Origin of the sequence: Azospirillum sp. BE72 (genome assembly GCF_031455875.1) — a bacterium.
In the GTDB taxonomy this organism is placed as follows: domain Bacteria; phylum Pseudomonadota; class Alphaproteobacteria; order Azospirillales; family Azospirillaceae; genus Azospirillum.
The window spans coordinates 278,661-302,670 of sequence record NZ_JAVDTO010000002.1 but is presented as its reverse complement, the minus strand read 5'-3'; the positions used below and the strand labels follow the sequence as shown (position 1 = coordinate 302,670).

The following is a 24,010-nucleotide window of genomic DNA, read 5'->3' as shown; positions in this document are numbered from 1 at the left end:
ATGTCCGCACGCCTTCTGCCGGCCCTGGTCCTGTCCGCCGCCGTCCTGGCACTCGGTGCCTGCGAAAGGGTGGGCGGGCTGGCCCCCTTCACCCATGTCACCGAGGCTCCGGATTCGGCAGGCGGGGCGATCACAGTGCAGAAGGGCGACAGCGCCTACAGCCTGTCCCGCCGCTACAATGTGCCGCTGCGCGATCTGATTGAGGCGAACAAGCTGGCGCCGCCCTATCGGCTGGAGGTCGGGCAGCGACTGGTCCTGCCGACCTCGCGCCAGTACATCGTGCAGAAGGGCGACAGCCTCTACAGCATCTCGCGGATGCACAATGTGGATGTCAGCGAGCTGACGCGGCTGAACAACCTGTCGCCGCCCTATGCGGTGCAGGCCGGACAGCCCCTGCGCCTGCCGGGGGCGAACGAGGGCAGCGGCACCATGGTGGCCTCGGGGGTCGCTTCCGGCGGCGCCGTGCCGCTGACGCCCCAAGGGGCGCCATCTGGAACGCCGGCCGGGCGCGGCTCCGTCCAAACGTCGGAACTGCCGCCGCCGGGTGCGGCTTCCTCTTCCGGCGGCATATCCGCCGCGCCGCTGCCGCCGCCGCCAAAGCCGGGCAGTGCTGCCGAACCCGCGCCCGCCCAGACGGCGCAGGCTCCGGCGGGCGACAGCGCCTATCAGCCGGGGCAGGCGCCGACCATGCTGCGCCCGCCCGGAGCCAAACCGGCACCGACCCCGATTCCCGCGCCCGCCCCGCAGCAGGAGGTCGCAGCCGCACCGCCGCCCAAGCCGGAGCCGAAGGCGGAGGCCGCGCCCCCGCCGCGCGGCGGGGGCCGTTTCCTGTGGCCGGTGAAGGGCAAGCTGATTTCGGGGTTCGGACCGAAGCCCGACGGGTTGCACAACGACGGCCTGAACATCGCGGCACCCAAGGGCACCGCGGTGGTCGCCGCCGACAACGGCGTGGTCGCCTATGCCGGCAACGAACTGCGCGGCTTCGGCAACCTGCTGCTGCTGAAGCATTCGGACGGCTGGATCACCGCCTACGCCCATCTCGACAAGATCGAGGTGGAGCGCGGCGCCACGGTGAAGCGGGGGCAGATGATCGCCCGGGTCGGCCAGACCGGCGGCGTTTCCTCGCCCCAGCTCCATTTCGAGCTGCGCAAGGGCAGCCAGGCCGTCGACCCGAGCGATCAGATGGATCGCAAGGTCAGCGAAGGGGCTGCCCGAGGCGACCGGCCAGGTCCTGGATGAACTGCCAGGCCACCCGGCCCGACCTGCTTCCGCGCGTGACCGACCATTCCACGGCTTCTGCGCGCAGCCGGTCGGCCGGGATGTCCAGGCCGAAATGGCCGGCATAGCCCTCGATCATGGCGAAATAGGTGTCCTGGTCGCAGTTGTGGAAGCCCAGCCACAGCCCGAACCTGTCGGACAGCGACACCTTCTCCTCCACCGCCTCCGCCGGGTTGATGGCGGTCGACCGTTCGTTCTCGATCATGTCGCGCGGCATCAGGTGGCGGCGGTTGGAGGTGGCGTAGAACACCACATTGTCCGGCCGCCCTTCGATTCCGCCGTCCAGCACCGCCTTTAACGACTTGTAATGCGCGTCGTCATGGTCGAAGGACAGATCGTCGCAGAACAGGATGAAGCGGCGCGGCTCGCCCTTCAGACGGGCCAGCAGGCTGGGCAGGGTGGGAATGTCCTCGCGGTGGATTTCGACCAATGCCAATTCGCCCGGCCGCTCGCTGCAGATGGCGGCGTGGGCCGCCTTGACCAGAGAGCTCTTGCCGGTGCCGCGCGCCCCCCACAGAAGGGCGTTGTTGGCAGGCAGGCCGGCGGTGAAACGCCGCGTGTTGTCCAGCAGGATCTCCCGCTGCCGTTCGATGCCCTGGAGAAGCATGATGTCGACGCGGTTGACCACCGGAACCGGCTCCAGCCGGTCGGGATCGGGGTGCCAGACGAAGGCGTCGGCCGCGGCGAAGTCCAGCGGGCGGTCCGGCGGAGGGGCCAGCCGTTCCAGCGCCTCTGCAATGCGGGTCAGCAGCGGAATTAGGGCCTGATCGGCACCGGAGGGGCCAGCACCGGAGCCAGTGATGGATTGCGACATAATTCTCCGGATATTTTTTCTGGATGTTCCATGGAAAGTGGGCGCCTGCGCAGCCATCTTTCCGACGCCTTCGCACCGTAACACAGCAGGGCAAGCGCACAAGCCGTGGGGTGGCTGCGGATTGTGGCGCATCACCATTGCATCCCGGTCATGGGCGTTTATAGTCGCGGCGTCCCGGCGGAACGCCGATCCGGTGCCGAGACCAAACCTGTAAGGAGCTTCCAGATGTTCGTTTCGACGGCTTATGCACAGACGGCGGCGCCGGCTGGCGGCGGCGGTGACATGCTCGTCCAGTTTCTGCCGCTGATCCTGATCTTCGTCGTCTTCTACTTCCTGCTGATCCGTCCGCAGCAGAAGAAGATGAAAGAGCATAAGGCCATGCTGTCGGCCATCCGCCGCGGCGACCGCGTCGTGACCGGCGGCGGCATCATCGGCATCGTCACCAAGGTCGGCTCCGACGACGAACTGACCGTCGAAATCGCCGAGAACGTGCGCGTGCGCTGCCTGCGCTCCACCGTGAATCTGGTGCTCGCCAAGACCGAGCCGGCCGGCAAGTCCGGCGGCGACGCCACCCCGACCGCCACCCCGGAAGGCGAGGCCAAGCCGGCCGACGCCCCCGCCGCCGGCGGCATCGGCAAGCTGTTCGGCCGCAAGTAAGCCGCAGCCGGGTTCCTCTCACGCGGGCCAGCCCGAAGGCGCTTCCCGTCCGGACAGGCCGGCCGCCGCTTATCCGCGGCGGGCCGGTCCCACCGGCGCGGGTGTCTGATCGGATTCGAGTGACGCATGCTCTATTTTTCGCGCTGGAAGATTTACCTGATCCTGGCGACCTGCATCGCCGGCTTCATCATGATGCTGCCCAACTTCCTGGGCCGCGACACGCTGGCGGCGCTGCCGTCCTGGTACGCGAACAGCAAGGTGTCGCTGGGCCTCGACCTGCGCGGCGGATCGCATCTGTTGCTCGAGGTCGACATGGCCACCGTCATCCGCGACCGGGTGGAAGGGCTGGTCGACGGCGCCCGGCAGCAGCTGCGCACCGCCAATGTCGGCTACACCGCGCTGAATGCCGGCGACCGCGCCGTGACCGTTCAGCTGCGCGATCCGGCACAGGCCGAGGACGCGGTGAAGGCGCTCCGCCAGCTGGCCAGCCCGGTGGGCGCCACGGCGCTGGGTGGCGGACAACCGGACCTGACCGTCTCGGTCGACGGTGCAACGGTGACCGTGGCGCTGAGCGAGGTCGCGCTGCGCGACCGCGCCACCCAGGCCATCGAGCAGTCGATCGAAATCGTCCGCCGCCGCATCGACGAGACCGGCGTGAACGAGCCGACGATTGCCCGTCAGGGCAACGACCGCATTCTGGTCCAGCTGCCCGGCGTGGAGGATCCCGACCGGATCAAGCGCCTGCTCGGCACCACGGCCAAGATGACCTTCCGGCTGGTCGACATGAACGCCGACCCCAACACCGGCCGCGCCCCTCCGGGATCGGAGATCCTGCCGTCCACCGAAGGCGACCGCTACCAGTCGAAATACGTCATCCGCAAGAAGGTCGAGGTCGACGGCGCCACGCTGCAGAACGCATCCGCCGGCACCAACCCGCAGACCGGCGAATGGGTGGTGAACTTCGAGTTCAACACGGCGGGCGCCAACCGCTTCGCCGAAGTGACCAAGCAGAATGTCGGCCGGCCCTTCGCCATCGTGCTCGACAACAAGGTGATCAGCGCGCCGGTCATCCGCGAGCCGATCACAGGCGGACGCGGCCAGATCAGCGGCAACTTCAACGCCGCCAACGCCAACGACCTCGCCGTCCTGCTGCGGGCCGGCGCCCTGCCGGCTCCGCTGAAGGTGATCGAGGAGCGGACCGTCGGTCCCGACCTGGGTGCCGATTCGATCCGGGCCGGCCTGACCTCCGTCGCCGTCGGCTTCGCCATGGTCTGCGTCTATATGATCGCCAGCTACGGGCTGTTCGGCGCCTTCGCCTGCTTCGCGCTGTTCGTGAACATCGTGCTGACGCTGGCGGCGCTGTCGCTGCTGCAGGCCACGCTGACGCTGCCGGGCATCGCCGGCATCCTGCTGTCGCTGGGCCTGGCGGTCGACGCCAACATCCTGATCAACGAGCGCATACGCGAGGAGACGAAGAAGGGCCGCGGCGTCTTCGCGTCGATGGAGGCCGGCTTCAGCCGCGCCTACAGCACGATCGTCGACTCCAACCTGACGACGGCCATCAAGATGGCGCTGCTGTTCATCTTCGGCACCGGCGCCATCAAGGGCTTCGCCGTCACCATCACCTTCGGCATCCTCATCTCCATGTTCACCGCCACGGTGCTGGTGCGCCTGATGATGGTGACGTGGCTGCGCCGGACGCGTCCGGCCGTGTTGCCGGTCTGAGAGGTCTTCCGATGTTCCATCTCCGCCTCGTCCCCGACAACACCAAGATCCCCTTCATGAACGGCCGCATCGCCGGCCTCGTCGTGTCGGCGATCCTGTCCATCGCGTCGGTTATCCTGTTCTTCCACCCTGGCCTGAACTACGGCATCGACTTCCGCGGCGGCATCGTCATCGAAGCGCGGACGCCGCAGGCCGCCGACTTCGCCTCTCTCCGCCACACGCTGTCCGGCCTCGGCATGGGGCAGGTGGCGCTGCAGGAGTTCGGGTCGCCCCAGGATGTGCTGATCCGCCTGGAACGCCAGCCCGGCGACGACGCCGCCCAGCAGGTCGCCGCCGACAAGGTGCGCGGCACGCTGGCCGAAGCCGTCCCCGGCACCCAGGTGCGTCGCGTCGAGGCCGTCGGCGCGTCGGTCAGCGGCGAGTTGTTCGCCAACGGCATGCTGGCGCTCGGCCTCGCCATGGTGGCGATGCTGGTCTACATCTGGTTCCGCTTCGAATGGCAGTTCGGCTTCGGCGCGGTGGTGACGCTGCTGCTGGACATCACCAAGATCATCGGCTTCTACGCCATCACCGACATGCAGTTCAATCTGACGGCGGTGGCGGCGATCCTGACGGTCATGGGCTATTCGGTGAACGACAAGGTCGTGGTCTATGACCGCATGCGCGAGAATCTGCGCATCTACAAGAAGATGCCGCTGCGCGACCTGATCGACCTGTCGATCAACGAGACGCTGAACCGCACCGTCGGCACCTCGGTCTGTACGCTGCTGTCGATCATCCCGTTGGCGCTGTTCGGCGGCGAGGCCCTGCAGGACTTCGGCATCGTGCTGATCTTCGGCGTCATCCTTGCGACCAGCTCGTCCGTGTTCATCGCGGCGCCCATCTTGCTGTTCCTTGGCGAGAACCGCCTGCGGCGTGGCACCCCGACCGATGCCGCCGCGGGCAACACCCCGGCGACCACCCCGTAAAGCCGGGCGACAACAGTAGGGAGAGGGCAGCATGGCCGACATCATGCCGATGATCCCGTCGGACCGTCAGGTCATCGACGGCTATGGTCCGGGACAGTTCTGCGTGTCCGGCCAATGGCGCGTCGGCGCGGTCGTCGTGCTGCCCGACCGCACCCAGGCCTGGGAGGCGATCGATGCCGCCTCCCTGACCCTGGAAGACTTCGCCGTGGTGCTCGAGGCCGAGCCGAAGGTGGAGATCCTGCTGCTCGGCACCGGTCCGACGATGAAGATGATCCCGAAGGCGCTTCGCCAGAGCCTGCGCGAGCAGGGCGTGGTGGTGGAGCCGATGGACAGTCGGGCGGTGTGCCGGACCTACAACGTCCTGCTGGCCGAAGGGCGGCGGGTGGCGGCGGCGATGCTGCCGGTCTGAGGCTGTGGATCCTGCTCCGGAAACGACAAAGGCGCCCTTGCGGGCGCCTTTGCGTTTTCAACCCTCGACGGGAAGGGCCTCGACGGGAAGGATCACGCGGCCATCTGCTCGGCGGCGAAGTCCCAGTTGGCGAGGTTGTCGATGACGGCCTTCACGAAGTCGGCGCGGCGGTTCTGGAAGTCGACGTAGTAGGCATGCTCCCACACGTCGATGGTGAACAGCGGCTTGTGGCCGTGCGCCAGCGGGGTGTCGGCGTTGCCGGTCTTGCCGATCTTCAGCTTGTCGCCGTCCAGGTACAGCCAGGCCCAGCCGGAACCGAACTGGGTCAGGGCGGCCTGGGTCAGCTCTTCCTTGAACTTCTCGACGCTGCCGAAGTCGGCGACGATGCGCTGCTCCAGGGCCGCCGGCATCTTGCCGCCGTCCTTCTTCAGGCACTGCCAGAAGAAGGTGTGGTTCCACACCTGGGCGGCGTTGTTGAAGATGCCGACCTTGGAAGCGTCGCCGACCGAAGCCTTGATGACCTCCTCCAGGCTGGCGTCGGCCAGCGGGGTGTCCTTGGTCAGATTGTTCAGGTTGGTGACATAGGTCTGGTGGTGCTTGTCGTGATGCAGGTGCAGCGTCTCCGACGAGATGTACGGAGCCAGAGCATCGTACGCATACGGAAGCGGCGGAAGTTCGAACGCCATTTTAATTCACCCTCTCTTCTTTGATTGTCCTTCCGGGCCGGGCCTTGCGAGCACGGCACCTCCGTCCGACCAAATAGGCCCATGACGGAAGCTTGTGAAGGCCGGAAACAGTCCCGATCGTCGTATGGGGTTATTTCCGTTCGCCAAAGTGGCCTCCGCCGCCCGGTTGCCCGAGCGTACGGCGGCCTCCAACGTGGCTGGAAGTCCCGTTTCCGTCCAGTCTCCGGCCAGCGTCAGGTTGTGCCAGCGGGTTCGCGGCCCCGGCCGGCGTGCGACCGATTCGGGCGACTGGTCGGGCGTCGCCCGCCGCTCCTTAACGACCCGATAGGGGCGAATCGGGGGGCCGAGTCGCTGGTCCACGCCAAGCTGCGGTGCGATTTCCGCCCAAAGCGTCGCGGCGACCTCCTCGGCCGGGAGTTCGGCCAGAGTGTCGGCGTCGCTGACGGTGACGGACAGCAGGTCGTCGCGGGCGAACAGCCATTCCGCCATCCCGCCGACCAGCCCCAGGAAGGGCAGGCCGCCGGGCAGCCGCACCGGGCCGTCCAGCCGGACGTGCAGGTTGACGATGGCCGCACCCGGCGGCGGCACGGTCAGGCCGGGCACCAGCCGTTCCGCCGCCCAGGCCGGGGCGGCGATGATCACCTCGTCCGCCGGCCCCAGCGTCACGGCGCTTCCGCCCGCCGAAAAGCCGGTCACACGATCGCCGTCGAAGCTCAGTCCCTCCACCCGCGTGCCGAGATGCACGGGCGCTCCGGCCGCATTCAGGCGGGCCAACGCCGGATCGACGAAAGCGGCGGACAGGCCGCGCGGAGCCAGCACGGGGCGGCAGGCCGCCTCGCCGCGCAGCAGCGTCTCGCGCAACACCGCGCCGAACAGGCGGGCGGAGACGCGCTCCACCGGGCCGTTGAGGGCGGATACCGCCAGCGGGCGCCACAGCGGCTCGAACAGCCGGCCATCGGGCCGCAGCCGGTCGGTGACGGAGTGATCCGCGCGGGCGGTCAGGGTACGCAGGGCGGCGAGATAGTCGAGGGGGCGGCTGCCCGGTACCCGCCGCGCCGGATCGAACAGCCACAGCCCGCCGGGCCGCAGCGTCCAGGCGGCGCCGTCGCGCAGGTCCAGGAAGGGGAAGGCGGCGGGGCGGACCTCCTCCAGGGCATCGGCACCACCGGTGCGCCGGGCATAGTCGAGGAGATCCCGATTGCCGCTGAGCACCATATGGCTGCCATTGTCGATGGAGCGGCCCAGCGTGGCGTCGTGGAAGCTGCGGCAGCGTCCGCCGGCTTGCGGAGCCTGCTCGTAGACCGCAACCCGCCTGCCGGCCTCCACCAGCCGGACGGCGGCGGCGAGCCCGGCCAGTCCGGCGCCGATCACATGGACGGTGGCAGTCATTCAGGTGGCCGGCGGAAGGCCGAGCATGCAGCGCACCGCCACCCAGGCGCTTTCCCGCCGCCCGACCCGGACACGGGCGTTCAGATCGCGCCAGCCGGCCGCGCGCAGGCGGCGCAGCAGACGGTGATACAGCACCATCATCGCCGTGGCCGCCCACAGCGAGCCCCGCGCCTGTCCGCCGATCGCCGCCCTGGCCTCGGCGAAGCGGGCCTCGGCGAGGTCCGCCAGCGCCTCGCAGGCCTGCGGCAGGGCGGGGTGCGCCAACACCTCATCCGGCCGGTCGCTGGTGATGCCGGCGGCCAGCAGAAGCTCGCGCGGCAGGTAGAGCCGGTCGAGTTCGGCATCCTCGGCCAAATCGCGCAGAATGTTGGTCAGTTGCAGTGCTTCGCCCAGCGCCAAGGCGAATCGCTCGGTGGAAGGATCGGCTCGGTCGAAGACACGGATGGCCAGCATGCCGACCGCACCGGCGACGCGGCGGCAATAGAGGCGCAGGGTGTCGAGGTCGGGGGCGCGCATGCCGCCCAATTCCTCACCTGCGACATCCATGGCCATGCCGTCGATCAGCGCCTCGAACTCCGCCTTCGGCAGGCCGTAGCGCTCGATGGCGCCCTTCAGCGCGGCGGTGAGCGGACCGTTGGGGACGCCGCCGACATACAGGTCGCGGATGTCCCGGCGCCAGACGTCGAGCGCCGCACGCTTGGCGGCGGGCTCACCCGGTTCGTCGGCGATATCGTCGATGCGGCGGCAGAAGGCATAGATGGCGAACATCGCCGCCCGCTTGGATGCGGGCAGCAGACGCATCGGCCAGTAGAAGGTACTGCCCGATTTGGCGGTGACGGCCGAGGCCGTATCGGGTGTCTTTTTGTCCGGCAACGTCGTGGATATCGGTTCCAGCGGGGCCGTCTCCAGCGGCGGAGGGGTCATCTGTCGCATCCTGGGCATTGCACGTGGTGACGTGCCTGGCGGTGCACGTCGTGACGTGTGGCCCGGGAGTTTATGCGGCGGAGAAGCTCCGCGCCAGTCCCCGCGCCACCGCCGCCAGCTTGTGGTGCGCGCCGAGCGTGACCTTCGCCTTCATCGGATCGCGCGACTTCAGCCGCCGCGACAGCGATTCGGCGAGGCTGAGGATCACCGCAGCTTCCATCCGCAGGCCACGGTGCTGGATCAGGCCGGGGAGGGCCGCGGCGCGTTCGAGCAAACGGTCGGTATGCTCCAACGCCTGATCGAAGATGGCGCGCATGCGGACGTCGCTCTCGCTCTCGACCAGACGCTCGACGCTGATGCCGGCGTCGTCGAACCAGACCAGCGGGATGTAGCAGCGGCCGAGCTGGGTCCAGTCCTCCCGCGCGTCCTGCAGATGGTTCAGCACCTGCAATGCGGAGCAGAGCGCGTCGGAGGCCGGGCCGGCCGCCACCCCCTCGCCATGCAGTTCCAGCAGATAGCGGCCGACCGGGTTGGCGGAGAAGCGGCAATACAGCAGCAGGTCGCTCCAGCTGTGGCAGCGGGCGCCGACCGCATCGCGGCGGAAGGCGCGCAGCACCTGCCGGGCATGGCGGTCGCTGACGCCGGTCTTCTGCAGGCTCTCGCGCAGCTCGGTCGCCGGCTTCAGGTAGGCGTGCTTGGCCTGGCCGGAGGTCAGCGCCCGTTCAAGCGCCTCCAGATAGGCCAGCTTGGTCTCCGGTTCGAGATCGGGATCGTCGGCGATGTCGTCGGCCAGCCGCACGAAGCGGTAGAAGGCGATCACATGCGGGCGCAGATGTTTCGGAATCAGGCGGGAGGCGACCGGAAAATTCTCCCCGGTCTCGTCCTTGCGGGCGACCGGGCCGGTCTTGCGGGGCTTCGTCGGGGCGATGTTGAAATCCGTCATGGGATCCCTGCCTGCTGCGCGTCGGGGCTGGCGATGCGACCTTGTGTGCTTCATATAGGCGTGGCAACAGGCTTTGGCCCGTCCTTCCGTCGATCCTCCCCTCTTTTTCCAATCAGGCATCCCATGGTGAAGGCTGCGACCGACCTGTCCTATTGCGGACGGGAGGTTCGGAAATATGACAACGACCACTTTCTGGCAGGTCTGTTCGTTCCCGCCGACAGGCGCGAGGCGATGTTCGCACTCTATGCCTTCAACCTGGAGATCGCAAAGACCCGCGAGGTCGTCAGCGAACCGATCCTGGGCCAGATGAGGCTTCAATTCTGGCGCGACGGCATCGAGGCCGTCTATGAGGAAGGACCCGTACCCCGGCATGGCGTGATGGACCCGCTGGCCGAGGCCGCGCGCGGGCTGGGGCTGAGCCGTGTCCTGTTCGACCGGCTGATCGACGCGCGGGAGGCCGACCTGGACGACGCGCCGCCGGCCGACCTGACCTGCCTTGTCAACTATGCCGAGGTGACGGGGGCGCCGCTGGTCCAACTGGCGCTGGAGATCCTGGGCGTGCGGGACGAGGCGGCAAGGGCGGCCGGGCGCCATGTCGGCATCGCCTATGCCCTCGCCGGCATCCTGCGCGCTGCCCCATTCCTGGCCCGCCAGCACCGCCAGCGCCTGCCGGAAGACCTGATGCAGCGCCATGGCGCCAAGAGCGAGGATCTGTTCGCCGGCCGCTCCACAGCGGAACTGCGGTCGGTGGTGGGCGAGATCGCCGACGTGGCGCGCCAGCATCTGGCCGAGGCGCGCGCTCTGCGCCGGGACGTGCCGAAGGCGGCGGTGCCGGCGCTGCTGCCGGCCACGCTGGCCGACCTGCATCTGGGCGTTATCGCGCGGGAAGGCAATGACGTGTTCGCCCCGCGCGTGCTGCTGCCCAACCCGTTCAGGCAGTTGCGGCTGGGCTGGGCGGCGATGCGCGGGCGGTATTGACGCCCGCGCTCCGTCCAGACGGTTAACCGTTCAGCCAGCCGTCGAGGTCGGCCAGCGCCCGGCGGGTGTAGGCCAACTTGCGGTCACGGCCGCGGATCTTGTCGTCCACCGGCGGGAACAGGCCGAAATTGACGTTCATCGGCTGGTAGGTCTCGGCCTCCGCCCCGCCGGTGATGTGGCCGAGGATGGCGCCGAGCGCCGTGGTGACCGGCGGATTCGTGATCTCCTGGCCCAGACGTTCCGCCGCCGCGAAGCGGCCGGCGAGCAGGCCGACGGCCGCGCTCTCCACATAGCCCTCGCAGCCCGTGACCTGCCCGGCGAAGCGCAGGCGGGGCAGCGACTTCAGCCGCAGGGCGTCGTCGAGCAGGCGCGGGCTGTTGAGGAAGGTGTTGCGGTGCATGCCGCCCAGCCGGGCGAACTCGGCATTCTCCAGGCCGGGGATCATGCGGAAGATGCGCGCCTGTTCGGCATGGCGCAGCTTGGTCTGGAAACCGACGAGGTTGTAGAGCGTGCCCAGCGCATTGTCCTGGCGCAGCTGGACCACGGCATAGGGGCGGCGTTCCGGCTTGTGCGGGTTGGTCAGGCCGACCGGCTTCATCGGGCCGTAGCGCAGGGTGTCGACACCGCGCTCCGCCATCACCTCGATCGGCAGGCAGCCTTCGAAGTAGGGGGTGTTCTTCTCCCACTCCTTGAAGTCGAGCTTCTCGCCCTCGATCAGGGCAGCGATGAAGGCGCGGTACTCGTCCTTCTCGAAGGCGCAGTTGATGTAGTCCTTGCCGGTGCCGCCGGGGCCGGGCTTGTCGTAGCGCGACTGGAACCACGCCTTGGACAGGTCGATGCTCTCCAGATAGACGATGGGGGCGATGGCGTCGAAGAAGGCCAGCGATTCCTCGCCGGTGTGGTCGCGCACGGCCTCAGCCAGGGCAGGGGAGGTGAGGGGGCCGGTGGCGACGATGACGCTGTCCCACTCCTCCGGCGGCAGGCCGGCGACCTCCTCGCGCTGGAGGGTGATGAGGGGGTGAGAGCCGATGGCCTCCGTCACCGCATCGGCGAAGCCGTCGCGGTCCATGGCGAGTGCGCCGCCGGCAGGCACCTTGTGCGCGTCGGCGCAGCGCAGGATCAGCGAGCCGCAGCGCCGCATCTCCTCATGCAGCAGCCCCACCGCGTTGTATTCGGCATCGTCCGACCGGAAGGAGTTGGAGCAGACCAGCTCCGCCAGCTTGTCGGTATCGTGGGCCTCGGTCTTGCGGACCGGGCGCATCTCGTGCAGCACGACGGGCACGCCGCGCGAGGCGAGCTGCCAGGCGGCTTCCGATCCGGCGAGACCGCCGCCGATGACGTGGACGGGGCGAAGGGTGTCGGTCATTGAGACGATATTCCAGACAAAAGACTGCGGATTATTCGCACGCAATCTAGGCGGTCTGCTCCCAAAACGACAGTCCTCAAACGGCGGCATGCCAACACAGATCGGCCGGCCCCCGCAAGGAAGGCCGGCCGCAAGTCGATCAGGAGTCAATCAGAACATCTAGCAAGAACCGTTACGTCGAGCGGAGGCTCACTCGCTCTTGGTCGTCGTGCTGCGTTCGATGGTGGTGGCGCCGGATGGGGCCGGGGTCACGGTGGTCGAACCGTAGCTCGGCGTGGTGGTCGTGGTGGTCGTCGTGCTGGTGGTGGAACCGTCGGAGCCGCAGGCGGCCAGCAGCAGCGCGGCTCCCAGGGCGGTGCCCACACCGGTCAGAATCGTCTTCATGCGCCGTGTTCTCCCATGCAGTGCGAACTCTGCAGTGGAGAACACGGTGCAGCTTGCGTTTGTTCACGCCCTCTTTCGGGTTGCCGATTTCCGCACCGCCGGCTTCGCCTTCAGGTAGGGGGCGAGGTAACGGCCGGTGTAGCTGCGCTCCACCTTCGCGACATCCTCCGGCGTGCCTTCGGCGACGATCTCGCCGCCGCCGGTGCCGCCCTCCGGCCCCAGGTCGATGATCCAGTCGGCGGTCTTGATGACCTCCAGATTGTGTTCGATCACCAGCACCGTGTTGCCCTGGTCGACCAGCGCATGCAGCACCTCCATCAGCTTTTCGACGTCGGCGAAATGCAGGCCGGTCGTCGGCTCGTCCAGGATGTACAGCGTGCGTCCGGTGGCGCGGCGGCTCAACTCCTTCGACAGCTTGACGCGCTGCGCCTCGCCGCCCGACAGGGTGGTCGCCGCCTGCCCGATGTGGATGTAGCCGAGGCCCACCCGTTCCAGCGTATCCATCTTGTCGCGGATGCCGGGGACCGCCTTGAAGAACTCCTTGCCCTCCTCGACCGTCATGTCGAGCACGTCGGCGATGGTCTTGTCGCGGTAGGTAACTTCCAGCGTCTCGCGGTTGTAGCGCTTGCCGTGGCAGACGTCGCAGGTGACGTAGACGTCCGGCAGGAAGTGCATCTCGATCTTGATGACGCCGTCGCCCTGGCAGGCCTCGCAGCGCCCGCCCTTGACGTTGAAGGAGAAGCGGCCGGGACCGTAGCCGCGCGCCTTCGATTCCGGCAGGCCGGCGAACCAGTCGCGGATCGGGGTGAAGGCACCGGTGTAGGTGGCGGGGTTGGAGCGCGGGGTGCGGCCGATCGGCGACTGGTCGATGTCGATGACCTTGTCCAGATGCTCCAGCCCCAGCACCGCGTCATGGTCGGCCGGATGCTCGCGCGCCCCCATCAGCTTGCGCGCCACCGCCTTGTATAGCGTCTCGATGATCAGCGTCGACTTGCCGCCGCCCGACACGCCGGTCACGCAGGTGAAGGTGCCGAGCGGAATCTTCGTCGAGACGTTCTGCAGGTTGTTGGCGCGGGCGCCCTGCACCTCAAGGAACTGGCCGGGATGGCCGGGCCGGCGGGTGTCGGGGACCGGGACAAAGCGGGTGCCGTTCAGGTACTGGGCGGTGATGCTGTCGGGGTTCTTCTGAACTTCCTCCGGCCGGCCCTGGGCGATGACGGTGCCGCCATGCTGGCCGGCGCCGGGGCCCATGTCGACCAGATAGTCGGCGCTGCGGATGGCGTCCTCGTCATGCTCGACGACGATGACGGTGTTGCCGATGTCGCGCAGGCGCTTCAGCGTTTCCAGCAGCCGGTCGTTGTCGCGCTGGTGCAGGCCGATGGACGGCTCGTCCAGCACATAGAGCACGCCGGTCAGGCCGGAGCCGATCTGCGAGGCCAGACGGATCCGCTGGCTCTCGCCGCCGGACAGGGTGCCGGACCCGCGGCTGAGTGTCAGATACTCAAGGCCGACGGCGTTGAGGAATCCAAGCCGCTCGTTGATCTCCTTCAGGATGCGGTAGGCGATCTCCCGGTCCTTCGGGCGCAGATGCTCGTTCAGCTCGCTGAACCACGCGCCGGCGCCGGCGATGGACAGTTCCGCCGCCTCGGAGATGTTGCGGCCGCGGATCTTGACCGCCAACGCTTCCGGCTTCAGGCGGGCGCCCTTGCAGACCTCGCAGGGCTGGGAGGACTGGTACTTGGACAGCTCGTCGCGGGTCCAGGCGCTGTCCGTCTCGCGGAAACGCCGTTCCAGGTTGTTGACGATGCCCTCGAACGCCTTGTTGGTCTCGTAGCGCCGCAGCCCGTCGTCATAGGTCATGGTGATCGGCGACCCGTCGGAGCCGAACAGGATGGTCTGGCGCACCTTCTCCGGCAAATCCTGCCAGGGGGTGGTCATCGACGCGCCGAAATGCTCGCAGATGCTCTCCAGCGTCTGGTCGTAGTATTTGGAGGTCGAGCCCGCCCACGGCGCGATGGCGCCCTTGGCCAGCGACAGCCGCTCGTCCGGCACCACCAGCATCGGATCGAAATAGATCTTGCTGCCCAAGCCGTCGCAGGCCGGGCAGGCGCCGAACGGGTTGTTGAAGGAGAACAGCCGCGGCTCGATCTCCGGAATGGTGAAGCCGCTGACCGGGCAGGCGAATTTCTGCGAGAAGACGGTAAGCTCGTTGGTCTCGGCATTTTCGACCCAAACGATGCCGTCGGCCAGCCCCAGCGCGGTTTCCAGCGAATCGGCCAGACGGTTGCCCAGCCCCTCGCGCACCACGATGCGGTCGACCACCACCTCGATGTCGTGCTTCAGCTTCTTGTTGAGCGTCGGCACCTCGTCGATCTCGTACATGGTGCCGTCGACCCGCACGCGCTGGAAGCCACGCTTGCGCAGGTCCTGGATTTCCTTCTTGTACTCGCCCTTGCGGCCGCGCACGAAGGGCGCCAGGAGAAGCAGGCGCGTGCCCTCCGGCATCGCCATGATCCGGTCGACCATCTGGCTGACCGTCTGGCTCTCGATGGGCAGGCCGGTGGCCGGCGAATAGGGGATGCCGACCCGCGCCCACAACAGGCGCATGTAGTCGTAGATCTCCGTCACCGTGCCGACGGTGGAACGCGGATTCTTCGAGGTCGTCTTCTGTTCGATGGAGATGGCCGGCGACAGGCCCTCGATCGAATCGACGTCCGGCTTCTGCATCAGTTCGAGGAACTGGCGCGCGTAGGCCGACAGGCTTTCCACGTAGCGCCGCTGCCCCTCGGCATAGATCGTATCGAAGGCGAGCGAGGACTTGCCCGATCCCGACAGGCCGGTGATGACGATCAGCTCGTCGCGCGGCAGATCCACATCGACGTTCTTCAGGTTATGTTCCCGCGCGCCGCGGACGCTGATGTATTTGTTCATGGAGTGTTCTTTTACCCGAAGCCCATCCGGATGGAAAGTGGCAAGCAGCCGCGCCGCATGACGAAAATCGGACCGCCCCGCTGAGTCTCTTGCGGGACCGCCGGACGCCGGCCGGCTGACGATATATGCGCTCAGGCTCGCATTGCCACCGGCGCCCTGCGCGGGTCGGTCATGACCAGAAGGGCGGCACCGCGCGGAAGCGCTTCCACAGTTCGGGCAGCGCCTTGCGCCGCTTGTCCGACTGGCGCTCGATCCAGGCGGCGACCGCGGCGGCGGTCTTCGGGTCCGCCCCCTTCAGTTCGCCCAGCATGCGGGCGCCGGTGACGGCGTCCTGTTCGGCATCCAGCGCCGCCTGCAGCGGCTCCAGCGCCGCGAAGAAGGGCAGGGCGGCGGCCTCCGGATAAAGGCCGCGGAAGAAATCGGCGGTATAGCGCAGGCTGCGCAGCCGGCGGCGCAGCTTGTCGCGGCCCTTGGCATCCTCCGGCGGCTTTGCCGCTTTGCCGAGCTTCGCCATGCGGGCGGAAAGCCAGCCGCCGGCCAGCGTGGCGACCGGCGCCGACAACATGGCGCGGCGGTCGCCCTCGGCCTCCGACATCCAGCGGCCATGTTCCAGCCATGCCCCCAGTCCCAGGACCATGGTGGTGCAGCCGGGCGCCAGGATCGCCGCCATCGCCTCCCGCGCCGGACCGGCCCCGGCGGAGCGGGCAAGGACGGCCAGCCGATCCAGCGCCGCGCGGTCGAAGCCCGTCAGCGCAGTGGGAGCGGCGAGCAGCGGGTCGATGACGCCGGACATCAGCACGTCCCAGCCCCGTGCCGGCCCAAGCCGTTTCGCCAGCGCCCGGCTCTCCTCCACCAGCCGGTCGGCTTCGGGGGAGGCGATCAGCGGCGCGAAGAGCCGGTGGGCGATGCGCAGCCGGCGCAGAGCGATGCGCATGCGGTGCAGCCCCTCCACATCGCTGCCGCCGAGCGCGCAGGCCTCGTTGGCGAGGAATTGGCGCAGCGCCTGACGCAGGATGTGGCGATAGGCCTCGGCAACCGTGGTCAGAGGGGACAGGCCCAGCGGTTCGGCCTCCACCGGGCCGGGCGCCTTGCCGGTGACCAGCCGAAGCCCGGCCTCAGCCTTGCTCTCGGTGCCGATGCGCATGGGGATGGCGGCCTGCAGGGTCAGCGCCAGATCGAACAGGCTGGCGACCTTTCCGGCCTTCAGCTCCAGCTCCACCTCGCTGATCGGCAGCGAGTTGCCGCCGGCATAGACCCGCCCGTCATCGACCGCCATCTCCACCGCCGTCAGCGGATCGGGACGGAGCAGCAGGGTGGTGCGGCGGAAATCGGTGATGAACAGGCAGTCCAGATCGTCGAGAGCCGCCGCCGGCACCAGACCGGCGACGCCGGGGTCGGTCAGCACGCCGCGGTCCACCGCCTCGCCCGCGACGGTCCAGTCCCACTCCCGCCGCACCGCGACCGCAGCGGAATCGCCGGGGCTGGCGCTGTTGACCGTCTTCAGCGTCTGGACGAAGCGGTCACCCTCCTGCCGCACGCGCAGCGCCACGCCGTTGGCGGCCAGCTTCAGGTCCGGCGTGTCGAAATAGGCGGTGCGCAGGCGCTGTGTCGTCCCCGGCCCATCGGCCAGCGCCAGAAGAGCCGGCAGCGAGGCGACCCGCGCCAGATCCGCCGAGGCCGCATGGAGTTTCAGCTCCACCTCGCGGAAGGCGGGGGCGGGGGCTTGCGCATCGGGGGCGGCGGACGGATTGGCAGGCGGAATGGCGGGTGGCAAGGGTCGGCGTCCTCCCGAATCCGGCCGAAATGGCCTGACGGCCAAAATGGCCCGGTGGCCGAAGCGGCCTGGAATTGAACAGGTGGATCCGTGGATACTCCAACCGCCGTCGCAGGTTAAGAGAGTTTACGCGGTTGCACAAAATCCGCCAGCCGGCCGGCGCCAAGCTCCAGGTCCGCCCAATGCAGGGTCTCGAAGACCAGGACGGCGCAGGCGCCGGTCGGAAACTTGTCGGCCAGATCATGGCGCAGGTGATGGTCGCCGCTGCCGGTCAGTGCGTTCGCCAACTCGTGCAGATCCGGATTGTGGGCCACCAGCATCACGCCCGTCGCCTTGTCCGGTACGTCGCGCAGCCGCTCCAGCAACGTGCGGGCGCCGCACAGATACAGACCGCGTTCATGCTCGACCGGCGGGTAGGGTGCGCCCATCGCCGTCATCACCCGCTTGCGCGTTTCCACCGCCCGGACCGCGGTCGAGCACAGGACCAGGTCGATGTGGGCATGATGCTTGGCGAGATATCCCCCGACCAGCGACGCCGCCTTCTCCCCGCGGGCGTTCAGGGGACGGTCGTGGTCGCCCAGCGACGGATCGTCCCAGGAGGATTTGGCGTGGCGCAGCAGGAACAGCGTCTTCATGGCGGGATTCGGTCGTATTGGACTGGCCGTAAGGCGGGGGAGGGGTGGGAGATGGCTTGGTACATCGCCAAATGGGAGTCCTGAAACCGTAACGCATATGGGATACTCTGTCTGCCCACCATGTAACGGTTGCCCAGGGCGCCGCACCGCGGCCCGGGGCAGACGGGGTCCCAAGATTTCAGAGGTTGACGTGACGCATCTCCAGGAACTCGAGTCGGTCGGCATCGAGCCCAACGCTCCGGAACGCTTCATCAATCGGGAGCTGTCGTGGCTGGCCTTCAACCAGCGCGTCCTGGACGAGGCCGCCAATCCGAACCATCCCCTTCTGGAGCGGCTGCGCTTCCTGTCGATTTCCGCCAGCAACCTCGACGAATTCTACATGGTCCGCGTCGCCGGCCTGAAAGGGCAGGTGGCCGCCGGGGTCAAGGCGCCCAGCCCGGAGAATCTCACGCCTGCCCAGCAGCTGTCGGCGGTTAAGCAGCGCATCGCCGCGCTGATGGACAGCCAGCAGACGATGTGGCGCACTCTGAAGGGCGAGCTGCGCGAGGCCGGAATTTCCGTCGTCGATCCCGCCGACCTCAGCGAAGGCGAGCTGGATTGGCTGGAGGCCAAGTTCCTCGATGACATCTTCCCGATCCTGACGCCCATCGCAGTCGATCCGGCCCATCCCTTCCCGTTCCTGCCGAACCTGGGCTTTTCGCTGGCGCTGCAGCTGCACGATCCGGTCAAGGGCCGGCACATCGACGCGCTGGTGCCGCTGCCCACGCAGCTGGAGCGGTTCATGCGCCTGCCGGGATCGGACATCCGCTTCATCCAGTTGGAAAAGGTGGTGATGCAGTTCATCGACCGCCTGTTCCCTCCGTTCCAGGTCAAGGCGCACGGTGTCTTCCGCGTCCTGCGCGACAGCGAGATCGAGATCGAGGAAGAGGCGGAGGATCTGGTCCGCACTTTCGAAAGCGCGCTGAAGCGCCGCCGCCGCGGCAGCGTCATCCGGCTGGCGACCGACAGCGGCATGGCGGCCGATCTGCGCGAATTCCTGCGCCATGAACTGAACGTGGCGTCGGACGACGTCTTCATCCTGGACGGGCTGATCGGCCTGACCGATACCAAGCTGCTGATCGTGGACGAGCGGCCGGACCTGGTCTTCCGTCCCTTCAACGCCCGCTTCCCCGAGCGGATTCGCGATTTCGGCGGCGATTGCTTCGCGGCGATCCGCCACAAGGACATCGTCGTTCACCACCCCTACGAATCCTTCGATGTGGTGGTGCAGTTCATCCGGCAGGCGGCGCGCGACCCCCAGGTGGTGGCGATCAAGCAGACGCTCTACCGCACCAGCAAGGACAGCCCGATCGTCGCGGCCCTGATCGAGGCGGCGGAGGCCGGCAAGTCGGTGACCGCGCTGGTGGAACTGAAGGCCCGCTTCGACGAGGAGGCCAACATCCGCTGGGCGCGCGACCTCGAACGCGCCGGCGCCCAGGTGGTCTACGGCTTCGTCGATCTGAAGACGCACGCCAAGGTATCGCTGGTGGTGCGGCGCGAGAAGAAGGCGCTGCGCAGCTATGTCCATTTCGGGACCGGCAACTATCACCCGATCACCGCGAAGGTCTACACCGACCTGTCCTTCTTCACCTGTGACCCGGCGCTGTGCCACGACGCCGCCGTCATGTTCAACTTCATGACCGGCTACGCCACGCCCAAGGTTCTGGAAAAGATCGCCATCGCGCCGATCACCCTGCGCCAGCGCCTGTCCGACCTGATCGAGGGGGAGATCGCCCATGCCGCCGCCGGCCGTCCGGCCTCGATCTGGGTGAAGCTGAACTCCCTGGTCGATCCGGTCATCATCGACAAGCTGTACAAGGCTTCCCAAGCCGGGGTGCAGATCGACATGATCATCCGCGGCATCTGCTGCCTGCGGCCGGGGGTGAAGGGGTTGTCGGAGAACATCCGGGTGCGCAGCATCGTCGGCCGCTTCCTGGAGCATGGCCGCGTCATCTGCTTCGGCAACGGCCATCCCATGCCCAGCAACCAAGCCAAGATCTTCATCTCATCGGCCGACTGGATGACCCGCAACCTGGACCGCCGCATCGAAACCCTGGTGCCCATCGAAAACCCGACGGTGCACGAACAGGTGCTCGACCAGATCATGGTTGCCAACATGAAGGACGATGCAAGCACCTGGAAGCTTGGCCCCGATGGCGTGTACCATCGGATCAAAGCTGGCCCTGACGCGTTCAGCGCCCATAATTATTTCATGACCAACCCCAGCCTGTCGGGCCGGGGCAGCGCGCTCAGCAGCAAGCGCACGCCGCCGCGGCTCATGCTGCACGCGGTGTCCTGAGGACGGGTGACGGGAGTCTGAGTATGAGCAAGGACAATCGCGCGGCCGCCACTCCGGGGGACGTTTCCGCCATCTGGAATGCGTCGGCCGGTGGTGCGGCAGAGCGCGTCGGCGTGATCGACATCGGGTCCAACTCGATCCGGCTCGTCGTCTATGACGGGGTGACCCGCTCGCCGCTGGCCCTGTTCAACGAGAAGGTGCTGTGCGGCCTCGGCCGTGGCGTGGAGAAGTCGGGCCTGCTGAATCCCGACGGCGTCGCACAGGGGCTTGTCGCGCTGGAACGCTTCGCCACGCTGGCCCAGGGCATGCGCGTCGGGCGGCTGGATGTGATCGCCACTGCCGCAATGCGCGACGCCCGCGACGGCGCCGCCTTCGTCGACGCCATCCGCCGCCGCGCCGGCCTGACCGTCCGCGTCATCAGCGGGGAGGAGGAAGCGCGGCTGTCCGCCATGGGCGTGCTGTCCGGCACCCCCGGCGCCGACGGCCTCGTCGGCGACCTCGGCGGCGGAAGCCTGGAGCTGGTGACGCTCGACCGCGGCGTGATCGGCAAGCAGGTGACGCTGCCGCTCGGACCTTTGCGGCTGATGGAGGTCGGCTCTTCCAAGGGCGGGCCGGCCAAGCTGATCGACCAGCATCTGGAATCGCTGCCCTGGCTGTCGGCGATGAAGGGCCGGCCCTTCTACCCGGTCGGCGGAAGCTGGCGCGCCATCGCCAAGCTGCATATGGAGCAGTCCGGCCATCCGCTGCACATCATCCACCACTATACGATTCCCTCCGCCGACGCGCGGGAGTTTACAGCGCTGATCGGCCGGCAGAGCCGCTCGTCGCTGGAAAAGATGGCGGGCTCGCGCCGCCGGCTCGACACGCTGCCCTTCGCCGGGCTGGTGCTGGAGCGACTGCTGCGCATTGCCCAGCCGTCGAAGCTGGTGTTTTCCGCCTACGGTCTGCGGGAAGGCCACCTCTATTCGCTGCTGTCGCCGGAAGGCCAGCGCGAGGACCCGCTGATGGCCTCGGCCGCCGACTGGGCGCGGCGCTTCGTGCGGATGGGCGACCCGGCGCTGCTGATGTCCTGGACCGCCGGGCTGTTTGCCGGCGAGGACGACAACGCCATCCGCCTGCGCCACGCCGCCTGCCTGCTGAGCGATGTCGGCTGGGCCGACCATCCAGATTACCGGGCCGAGCACGCCTTCCTGCGCGTTCTGCGCTACCCGTTCCCGGCACTGGACCATGACGAGCGCGCCTTCCTGGCGCTCGCCGCCCATGCCCGCTATTCGGGCACCATCGACGTGCCGCTGACGGCGCCGGTTCGGACCCTGGTGACGGAAGGGCAGGGGATGAAGGCGCTGGTGCTGGGCCTCGCGCTCCGCCTCGCCCACACGCTGTCGGGCGGCGCCACGGCGCTGCTGGAGCGGACCAGCCTGAAGGTGGGCGACGGGCGCATCGTGCTGACCCTTCCCGACGACGGCAGCGTGCCGTCCGGCGAAGCGGTTCAGCGCCGCATCGACGCGCTCGCCAAGGCGATGAACGTGAAAGGCGATGTGGTGCAGCCGCTGCGGCCCCAAGCGGCGGAGTAGGGCCTGTTGAGTAGGACCAGTCGGGCCACCCGCCGGTCGATGTCGGGTGGCCCGATTGCGTCAGGTTCTGGTGATGGAAACCCCGCCGTCCACCAGCATCGCGGTACCGGTCGTGAAGCTGGAAGCATCGGACGCCAGATAGAGCGCCGACTGGGCGATCTCGCGTGGCGTGGCGAGGCGCTTCAGCGCGTGAAGCCCCTGGACGAATGCCAAGGCCTCCGGCGTGTTCGACACCGCCCGTCCCATCGGCGTGTCGGTGCCGCCCGGCAACAATGCGTTGGCACGGATGCCATGGGGTCCGTATTCGGCGGCGATCACCCGCATCAATCCGATCAGCCCGGCTTTGCTGGCCGCATAGGCGCCCATTCCGGGAAAGCCGACTGTGTGGCCGACGAAGGTCGAAGTGAAGATCAGCGATCCGCCGCCGCGGTCAAGCATCGCCGGAATCTGGTGTTTGGCGGCATGAAAGGCGCTGGTCAGATTGGTGTCGATCACGTCATGCCAAGTTTCCGCCGTCATGTCGGGAATGGAAGCCTGTGCACCAGTGGTGCCGGCATTGTTGAAGGCGATATCCAGGCCGCCGAATCGTTGTGTGGCGACCTGAACGGCTTCACGCGCGACATCGGTATTCTTGACGTCGCCGGTCACTGCGACGGCCTCGGCACCTCTGTCCCGGATTTCCTCCGCCAGCCGTTCGAGTTCGCCGTACCGCCGTGCCACGAGCACGAGATTCGCACCTTGCTCCGCGAACAGCAGCGCCGTCTCGCGTCCGATCCCCGAACTGGCGCCCGTGACGATTGCAATCTTTCCGTCGAGCTGTCCCATGGCCATTCTCCGTTGCGATGAACGGCCCGAAAATCGCGAACACAGGCCATGGCCGGCTATCCGGTTCTTGCTTTCGAATTCGCAAGGCCGGAACTGCCCTGCTCCAACTCTATTTCCATAATCTAGCTTATGTGTTTTTAGTGCCCCTTCCGGCCAAGCTTAAGTTTGTTTCTCGCTGGTCAGACCGCGTGCCATCTCCAGGCAAACTTCCCGGCCAGGCTGGAAATCCTCGGCGATCCACCAGCCTTCGATGCGCTTCAGCATCTCGCCGATGGCCGGGCCGCGCGGGATGCCGAGGTCCAGCAGGTCGCGGCCGGCAATCGGCAGGCGCAGGTTCGGCAGGTCGCCGGCCACCGACATCGCCGCACGCAACGCGGTGAGGTTGAGCGGGCCGTCATGGATTGCGGCGGCAACCAGGAGCAGGTCGCAGAACAGTTCGCCATCGCCGATGCGGTAAAGCCCCTGGCGCAGCGCCTTGCGGTCGTCGGACGGCATCAGAACCACCGGCGGTTCGACAAGCGCCAGCAGCCGGTCGCGCTCATGGTTGGACAGGCGGAGCGCTTCGGCGGCGCGGAGCGCTCCCGGTCGGTCGCTGTCCAGCACGGCGGCCAGCCGCCGGGTCGGGTCGGGCGTGATGCCGAGGTCGCGTTCGACGGCGACCAGCCGGTCCAGCCGGTCGGTGTCCATCGCCTCCGGCAGCAGGTGGACCATGATCCCCTGCCCCATCATCAGCCGCCAGACCGCCGCCGCACAAGCTGCCGTCAGCAGGCGGAACAGCTCTCCCCGCACCCGTTCGCCGGACAGCGTCGGCAGGCGCGGCGCCAGTTCGCGGCAGGCGGCCAGCGCCTCGGCATCGGGTTCGCCGCGGCCGTAATGGGCGTGGAAGCGGAAGAAGCGCAGCAGGCGCAGCACATCCTCCTCGATCCGTCGCCGCGCCTCGCCGACGAAGCGGACGCGCCCGGCTGCAAGGTCGGCAAGCCCGCCAAACGGGTCGAACATTGCGCCGTCCGGCGTGCAGCTCAACGCGTTCATCGTCAGGTCGCGGCGGGCGGCGTCCTCCACCCAATCGTCGGTGAACTCGACGCGGGCATGGCGGCCATCCGTCTCGACATCGCGCCGCAGCGTGGTGATCTCGTAGGGCTTTCCGCCGCACAGCGCGGTGACGGTGCCATGGGCGATTCCGGTCGGGATGACGCGGATCCCGGCGGTCTGCAGCAGGTCCATCACCCGTTCCGGCGGCGCATGGGTGGCGATGTCGATGTCCTTCACCGGCCGGCCGAGCCACGCGTCCCGCACGCATCCGCCCACGAAGCGGGCATCGGCGCCGCCTGCGTCGAGGGCGGCGAACACTGCCCGGCTTTCGGGCGCGGTCATCCAGGGCTGGGGGGACAGGCGTGCGGCGACGGTCATGG

General features: G+C 68.0%; 20 protein-coding genes. 8 read left to right on the top strand and 12 right to left on the bottom strand.

Translation table 11 applies throughout. From position 1 onward, the window contains the following. Window positions 1-1,239, top strand: a complete 1,239-nt coding sequence (locus J2Y49_RS07570; protein ID WP_310113752.1) for a LysM peptidoglycan-binding domain-containing M23 family metallopeptidase — start codon at window positions 1-3, stop codon at window positions 1,237-1,239. Here J2Y49_RS07570 and J2Y49_RS07565 read toward each other — a convergent pair. Continuing rightward, window positions 1,196-2,092 (bottom strand): ATP-binding protein, encoded by an 897-nt coding sequence (locus tag J2Y49_RS07565; RefSeq protein WP_310113750.1) that lies wholly within the window; start codon window positions 2,090-2,092, stop codon window positions 1,196-1,198. The genes J2Y49_RS07570 and J2Y49_RS07565 overlap by 44 nt on opposite strands. 225 nt (window positions 2,093-2,317) lie before the next feature. Here J2Y49_RS07565 and yajC point away from each other — a divergent pair, with 225 nt between their 5' ends. From yajC to J2Y49_RS07545, 4 genes are all read left to right on the top strand, one after another. Then, a complete protein-coding gene (gene yajC / locus J2Y49_RS07560) occupies window positions 2,318-2,749 on the top strand; it encodes a preprotein translocase subunit YajC (protein WP_310113749.1) in 432 nt (143 codons plus the stop codon). A gap of 126 nt (window positions 2,750-2,875) precedes the next feature. Next, a complete protein-coding gene (gene secD / locus J2Y49_RS07555) occupies window positions 2,876-4,474 on the top strand; it encodes a protein translocase subunit SecD (protein ID WP_310113747.1) in 1,599 nt (532 codons plus the stop codon). A gap of 11 nt (window positions 4,475-4,485) precedes the next feature. Beyond that, window positions 4,486-5,442 carry a protein translocase subunit SecF gene (secF, locus tag J2Y49_RS07550; protein ID WP_310113746.1) on the top strand — a complete coding sequence of 319 codons (957 nt, stop codon included), beginning with the start codon at window positions 4,486-4,488 and terminating at the stop codon, window positions 5,440-5,442. Window positions 5,443-5,473: 31 nt separating this feature from the next. Then, the gene (locus J2Y49_RS07545) at window positions 5,474-5,851 is read left to right on the top strand and encodes an Mth938-like domain-containing protein (RefSeq protein ID WP_310113745.1); all 378 of its coding nucleotides are present in this window, start codon (window positions 5,474-5,476) and stop codon (window positions 5,849-5,851) included. Window positions 5,852-5,943: 92 nt separating this feature from the next. On the opposite strand, the gene J2Y49_RS07540 is transcribed toward J2Y49_RS07545, so the two are convergent. The 4 genes from J2Y49_RS07540 to J2Y49_RS07525 all read right to left on the bottom strand — a co-directional run bounded on the left by J2Y49_RS07540 (window position 5,944) and on the right by J2Y49_RS07525 (window position 9,793). After that, window positions 5,944-6,537: a superoxide dismutase gene (locus tag J2Y49_RS07540; RefSeq protein WP_014247715.1), complete on the bottom strand. Its 594-nt coding sequence runs from the start codon at window positions 6,535-6,537 to the stop codon at window positions 5,944-5,946. Between the two features lie 6 nt (window positions 6,538-6,543). Next, complete coding sequence (hpnE, locus tag J2Y49_RS07535) at window positions 6,544-7,926, bottom strand: hydroxysqualene dehydroxylase HpnE (RefSeq protein WP_310113743.1); 1,383 nt, start codon at window positions 7,924-7,926, stop codon at window positions 6,544-6,546. Next, window positions 7,927-8,850, bottom strand: coding sequence for a presqualene diphosphate synthase HpnD (gene hpnD / locus J2Y49_RS07530; protein WP_310113742.1), 924 nt, complete (start codon window positions 8,848-8,850; stop codon window positions 7,927-7,929). Window positions 8,851-8,920: 70 nt separating this feature from the next. After that, window positions 8,921-9,793 carry a squalene/phytoene synthase family protein gene (locus tag J2Y49_RS07525; protein WP_310113739.1) on the bottom strand — a complete coding sequence of 291 codons (873 nt, stop codon included), beginning with the start codon at window positions 9,791-9,793 and terminating at the stop codon, window positions 8,921-8,923. Between the two features lie 123 nt (window positions 9,794-9,916). On the opposite strand from J2Y49_RS07525, the gene J2Y49_RS07520 reads away from it, so the two are divergent. Continuing rightward, complete coding sequence (locus J2Y49_RS07520) at window positions 9,917-10,771, top strand: phytoene/squalene synthase family protein (protein ID WP_310113738.1); 855 nt, start codon at window positions 9,917-9,919, stop codon at window positions 10,769-10,771. A 22-nt stretch (window positions 10,772-10,793) separates the two neighbouring features. Here the strand turns inward: J2Y49_RS07520 and trmFO are convergent, their stop codons facing one another. The 5 genes from trmFO to J2Y49_RS07495 all read right to left on the bottom strand — a co-directional run bounded on the left by trmFO (window position 10,794) and on the right by J2Y49_RS07495 (window position 17,861). Beyond that, entirely contained in the window at window positions 10,794-12,137 is a 1,344-nt protein-coding gene (gene trmFO / locus J2Y49_RS07515; RefSeq protein ID WP_310113737.1) for a methylenetetrahydrofolate--tRNA-(uracil(54)-C(5))-methyltransferase (FADH(2)-oxidizing) TrmFO, read from the bottom strand. A gap of 189 nt (window positions 12,138-12,326) precedes the next feature. Then, window positions 12,327-12,521, bottom strand: coding sequence for a hypothetical protein (locus tag J2Y49_RS07510; protein ID WP_063634422.1), 195 nt, complete (start codon window positions 12,519-12,521; stop codon window positions 12,327-12,329). A 63-nt stretch (window positions 12,522-12,584) separates the two neighbouring features. Then, window positions 12,585-15,452 (bottom strand): excinuclease ABC subunit UvrA, encoded by a 2,868-nt coding sequence (gene uvrA, locus J2Y49_RS07505; protein ID WP_310113732.1) that lies wholly within the window; start codon window positions 15,450-15,452, stop codon window positions 12,585-12,587. A gap of 169 nt (window positions 15,453-15,621) precedes the next feature. Further along, on the bottom strand, window positions 15,622-17,226 hold the full coding sequence (locus J2Y49_RS07500; protein ID WP_310113731.1) for a CHAD domain-containing protein: 1,605 nt from the start codon (window positions 17,224-17,226) through the stop codon (window positions 15,622-15,624). Between the two features lie 116 nt (window positions 17,227-17,342). Further along, window positions 17,343-17,861 carry a histidine phosphatase family protein gene (locus J2Y49_RS07495; RefSeq protein ID WP_310113729.1) on the bottom strand — a complete coding sequence of 173 codons (519 nt, stop codon included), beginning with the start codon at window positions 17,859-17,861 and terminating at the stop codon, window positions 17,343-17,345. Between the two features lie 190 nt (window positions 17,862-18,051). Between J2Y49_RS07495 and J2Y49_RS07490 the strand changes: the two genes are divergently transcribed. Further along, window positions 18,052-20,199: an RNA degradosome polyphosphate kinase gene (locus J2Y49_RS07490; protein WP_310113727.1), complete on the top strand. Its 2,148-nt coding sequence runs from the start codon at window positions 18,052-18,054 to the stop codon at window positions 20,197-20,199. Window positions 20,200-20,222: 23 nt separating this feature from the next. Continuing rightward, window positions 20,223-21,773 carry a Ppx/GppA family phosphatase gene (locus J2Y49_RS07485; RefSeq protein ID WP_310113725.1) on the top strand — a complete coding sequence of 517 codons (1,551 nt, stop codon included), beginning with the start codon at window positions 20,223-20,225 and terminating at the stop codon, window positions 21,771-21,773. A gap of 60 nt (window positions 21,774-21,833) precedes the next feature. Here the strand turns inward: J2Y49_RS07485 and J2Y49_RS07480 are convergent, their stop codons facing one another. Continuing rightward, window positions 21,834-22,598, bottom strand: a complete 765-nt coding sequence (locus tag J2Y49_RS07480) for an SDR family oxidoreductase (RefSeq protein ID WP_310113723.1) — start codon at window positions 22,596-22,598, stop codon at window positions 21,834-21,836. A 159-nt stretch (window positions 22,599-22,757) separates the two neighbouring features. Further along, entirely contained in the window at window positions 22,758-24,008 is a 1,251-nt protein-coding gene (locus J2Y49_RS07475) for a CCA tRNA nucleotidyltransferase (protein ID WP_310113721.1), read from the bottom strand. Window positions 24,009-24,010: the final 2 nt, after the last annotated feature.

Bases quoted from the DNA above. Each gene is read 5' to 3' on its own strand.
- secF (WP_310113746.1), top strand. From the start codon at position 4,486: ATGTTCCATCTCCGCCTCGTCCCCGACAACACCAAGATCCCCTTCATG.
- secD (WP_310113747.1), top strand. From the start codon at position 2,876: ATGCTCTATTTTTCGCGCTGGAAGATTTACCTGATCCTGGCGACCTGC.
- trmFO (WP_310113737.1), bottom strand. From the start codon at position 12,137: ATGACCGACACCCTTCGCCCCGTCCACGTCATCGGCGGCGGTCTCGCC.
- J2Y49_RS07485 (WP_310113725.1), top strand. From the start codon at position 20,223: ATGAGCAAGGACAATCGCGCGGCCGCCACTCCGGGGGACGTTTCCGCC.
- hpnE (WP_310113743.1), bottom strand. From the start codon at position 7,926: ATGACTGCCACCGTCCATGTGATCGGCGCCGGACTGGCCGGGCTCGCC.
- J2Y49_RS07540 (WP_014247715.1), bottom strand. From the start codon at position 6,537: ATGGCGTTCGAACTTCCGCCGCTTCCGTATGCGTACGATGCTCTGGCT.
- uvrA (WP_310113732.1), bottom strand. From the start codon at position 15,452: ATGAACAAATACATCAGCGTCCGCGGCGCGCGGGAACATAACCTGAAG.
- J2Y49_RS07475 (WP_310113721.1), bottom strand. From the start codon at position 24,008: ATGACCGTCGCCGCACGCCTGTCCCCCCAGCCCTGGATGACCGCGCCC.
- J2Y49_RS07545 (WP_310113745.1), top strand. From the start codon at position 5,474: ATGGCCGACATCATGCCGATGATCCCGTCGGACCGTCAGGTCATCGAC.
- J2Y49_RS07520 (WP_310113738.1), top strand. From the start codon at position 9,917: ATGGTGAAGGCTGCGACCGACCTGTCCTATTGCGGACGGGAGGTTCGG.
- J2Y49_RS07510 (WP_063634422.1), bottom strand. From the start codon at position 12,521: ATGAAGACGATTCTGACCGGTGTGGGCACCGCCCTGGGAGCCGCGCTG.
- yajC (WP_310113749.1), top strand. From the start codon at position 2,318: ATGTTCGTTTCGACGGCTTATGCACAGACGGCGGCGCCGGCTGGCGGC.
- J2Y49_RS07480 (WP_310113723.1), bottom strand. From the start codon at position 22,598: ATGGGACAGCTCGACGGAAAGATTGCAATCGTCACGGGCGCCAGTTCG.
- J2Y49_RS07495 (WP_310113729.1), bottom strand. From the start codon at position 17,861: ATGAAGACGCTGTTCCTGCTGCGCCACGCCAAATCCTCCTGGGACGAT.
- J2Y49_RS07565 (WP_310113750.1), bottom strand. From the start codon at position 2,092: ATGTCGCAATCCATCACTGGCTCCGGTGCTGGCCCCTCCGGTGCCGAT.
- J2Y49_RS07570 (WP_310113752.1), top strand. From the start codon at position 1: ATGTCCGCACGCCTTCTGCCGGCCCTGGTCCTGTCCGCCGCCGTCCTG.
- J2Y49_RS07525 (WP_310113739.1), bottom strand. From the start codon at position 9,793: ATGACGGATTTCAACATCGCCCCGACGAAGCCCCGCAAGACCGGCCCG.
- hpnD (WP_310113742.1), bottom strand. From the start codon at position 8,850: ATGACCCCTCCGCCGCTGGAGACGGCCCCGCTGGAACCGATATCCACG.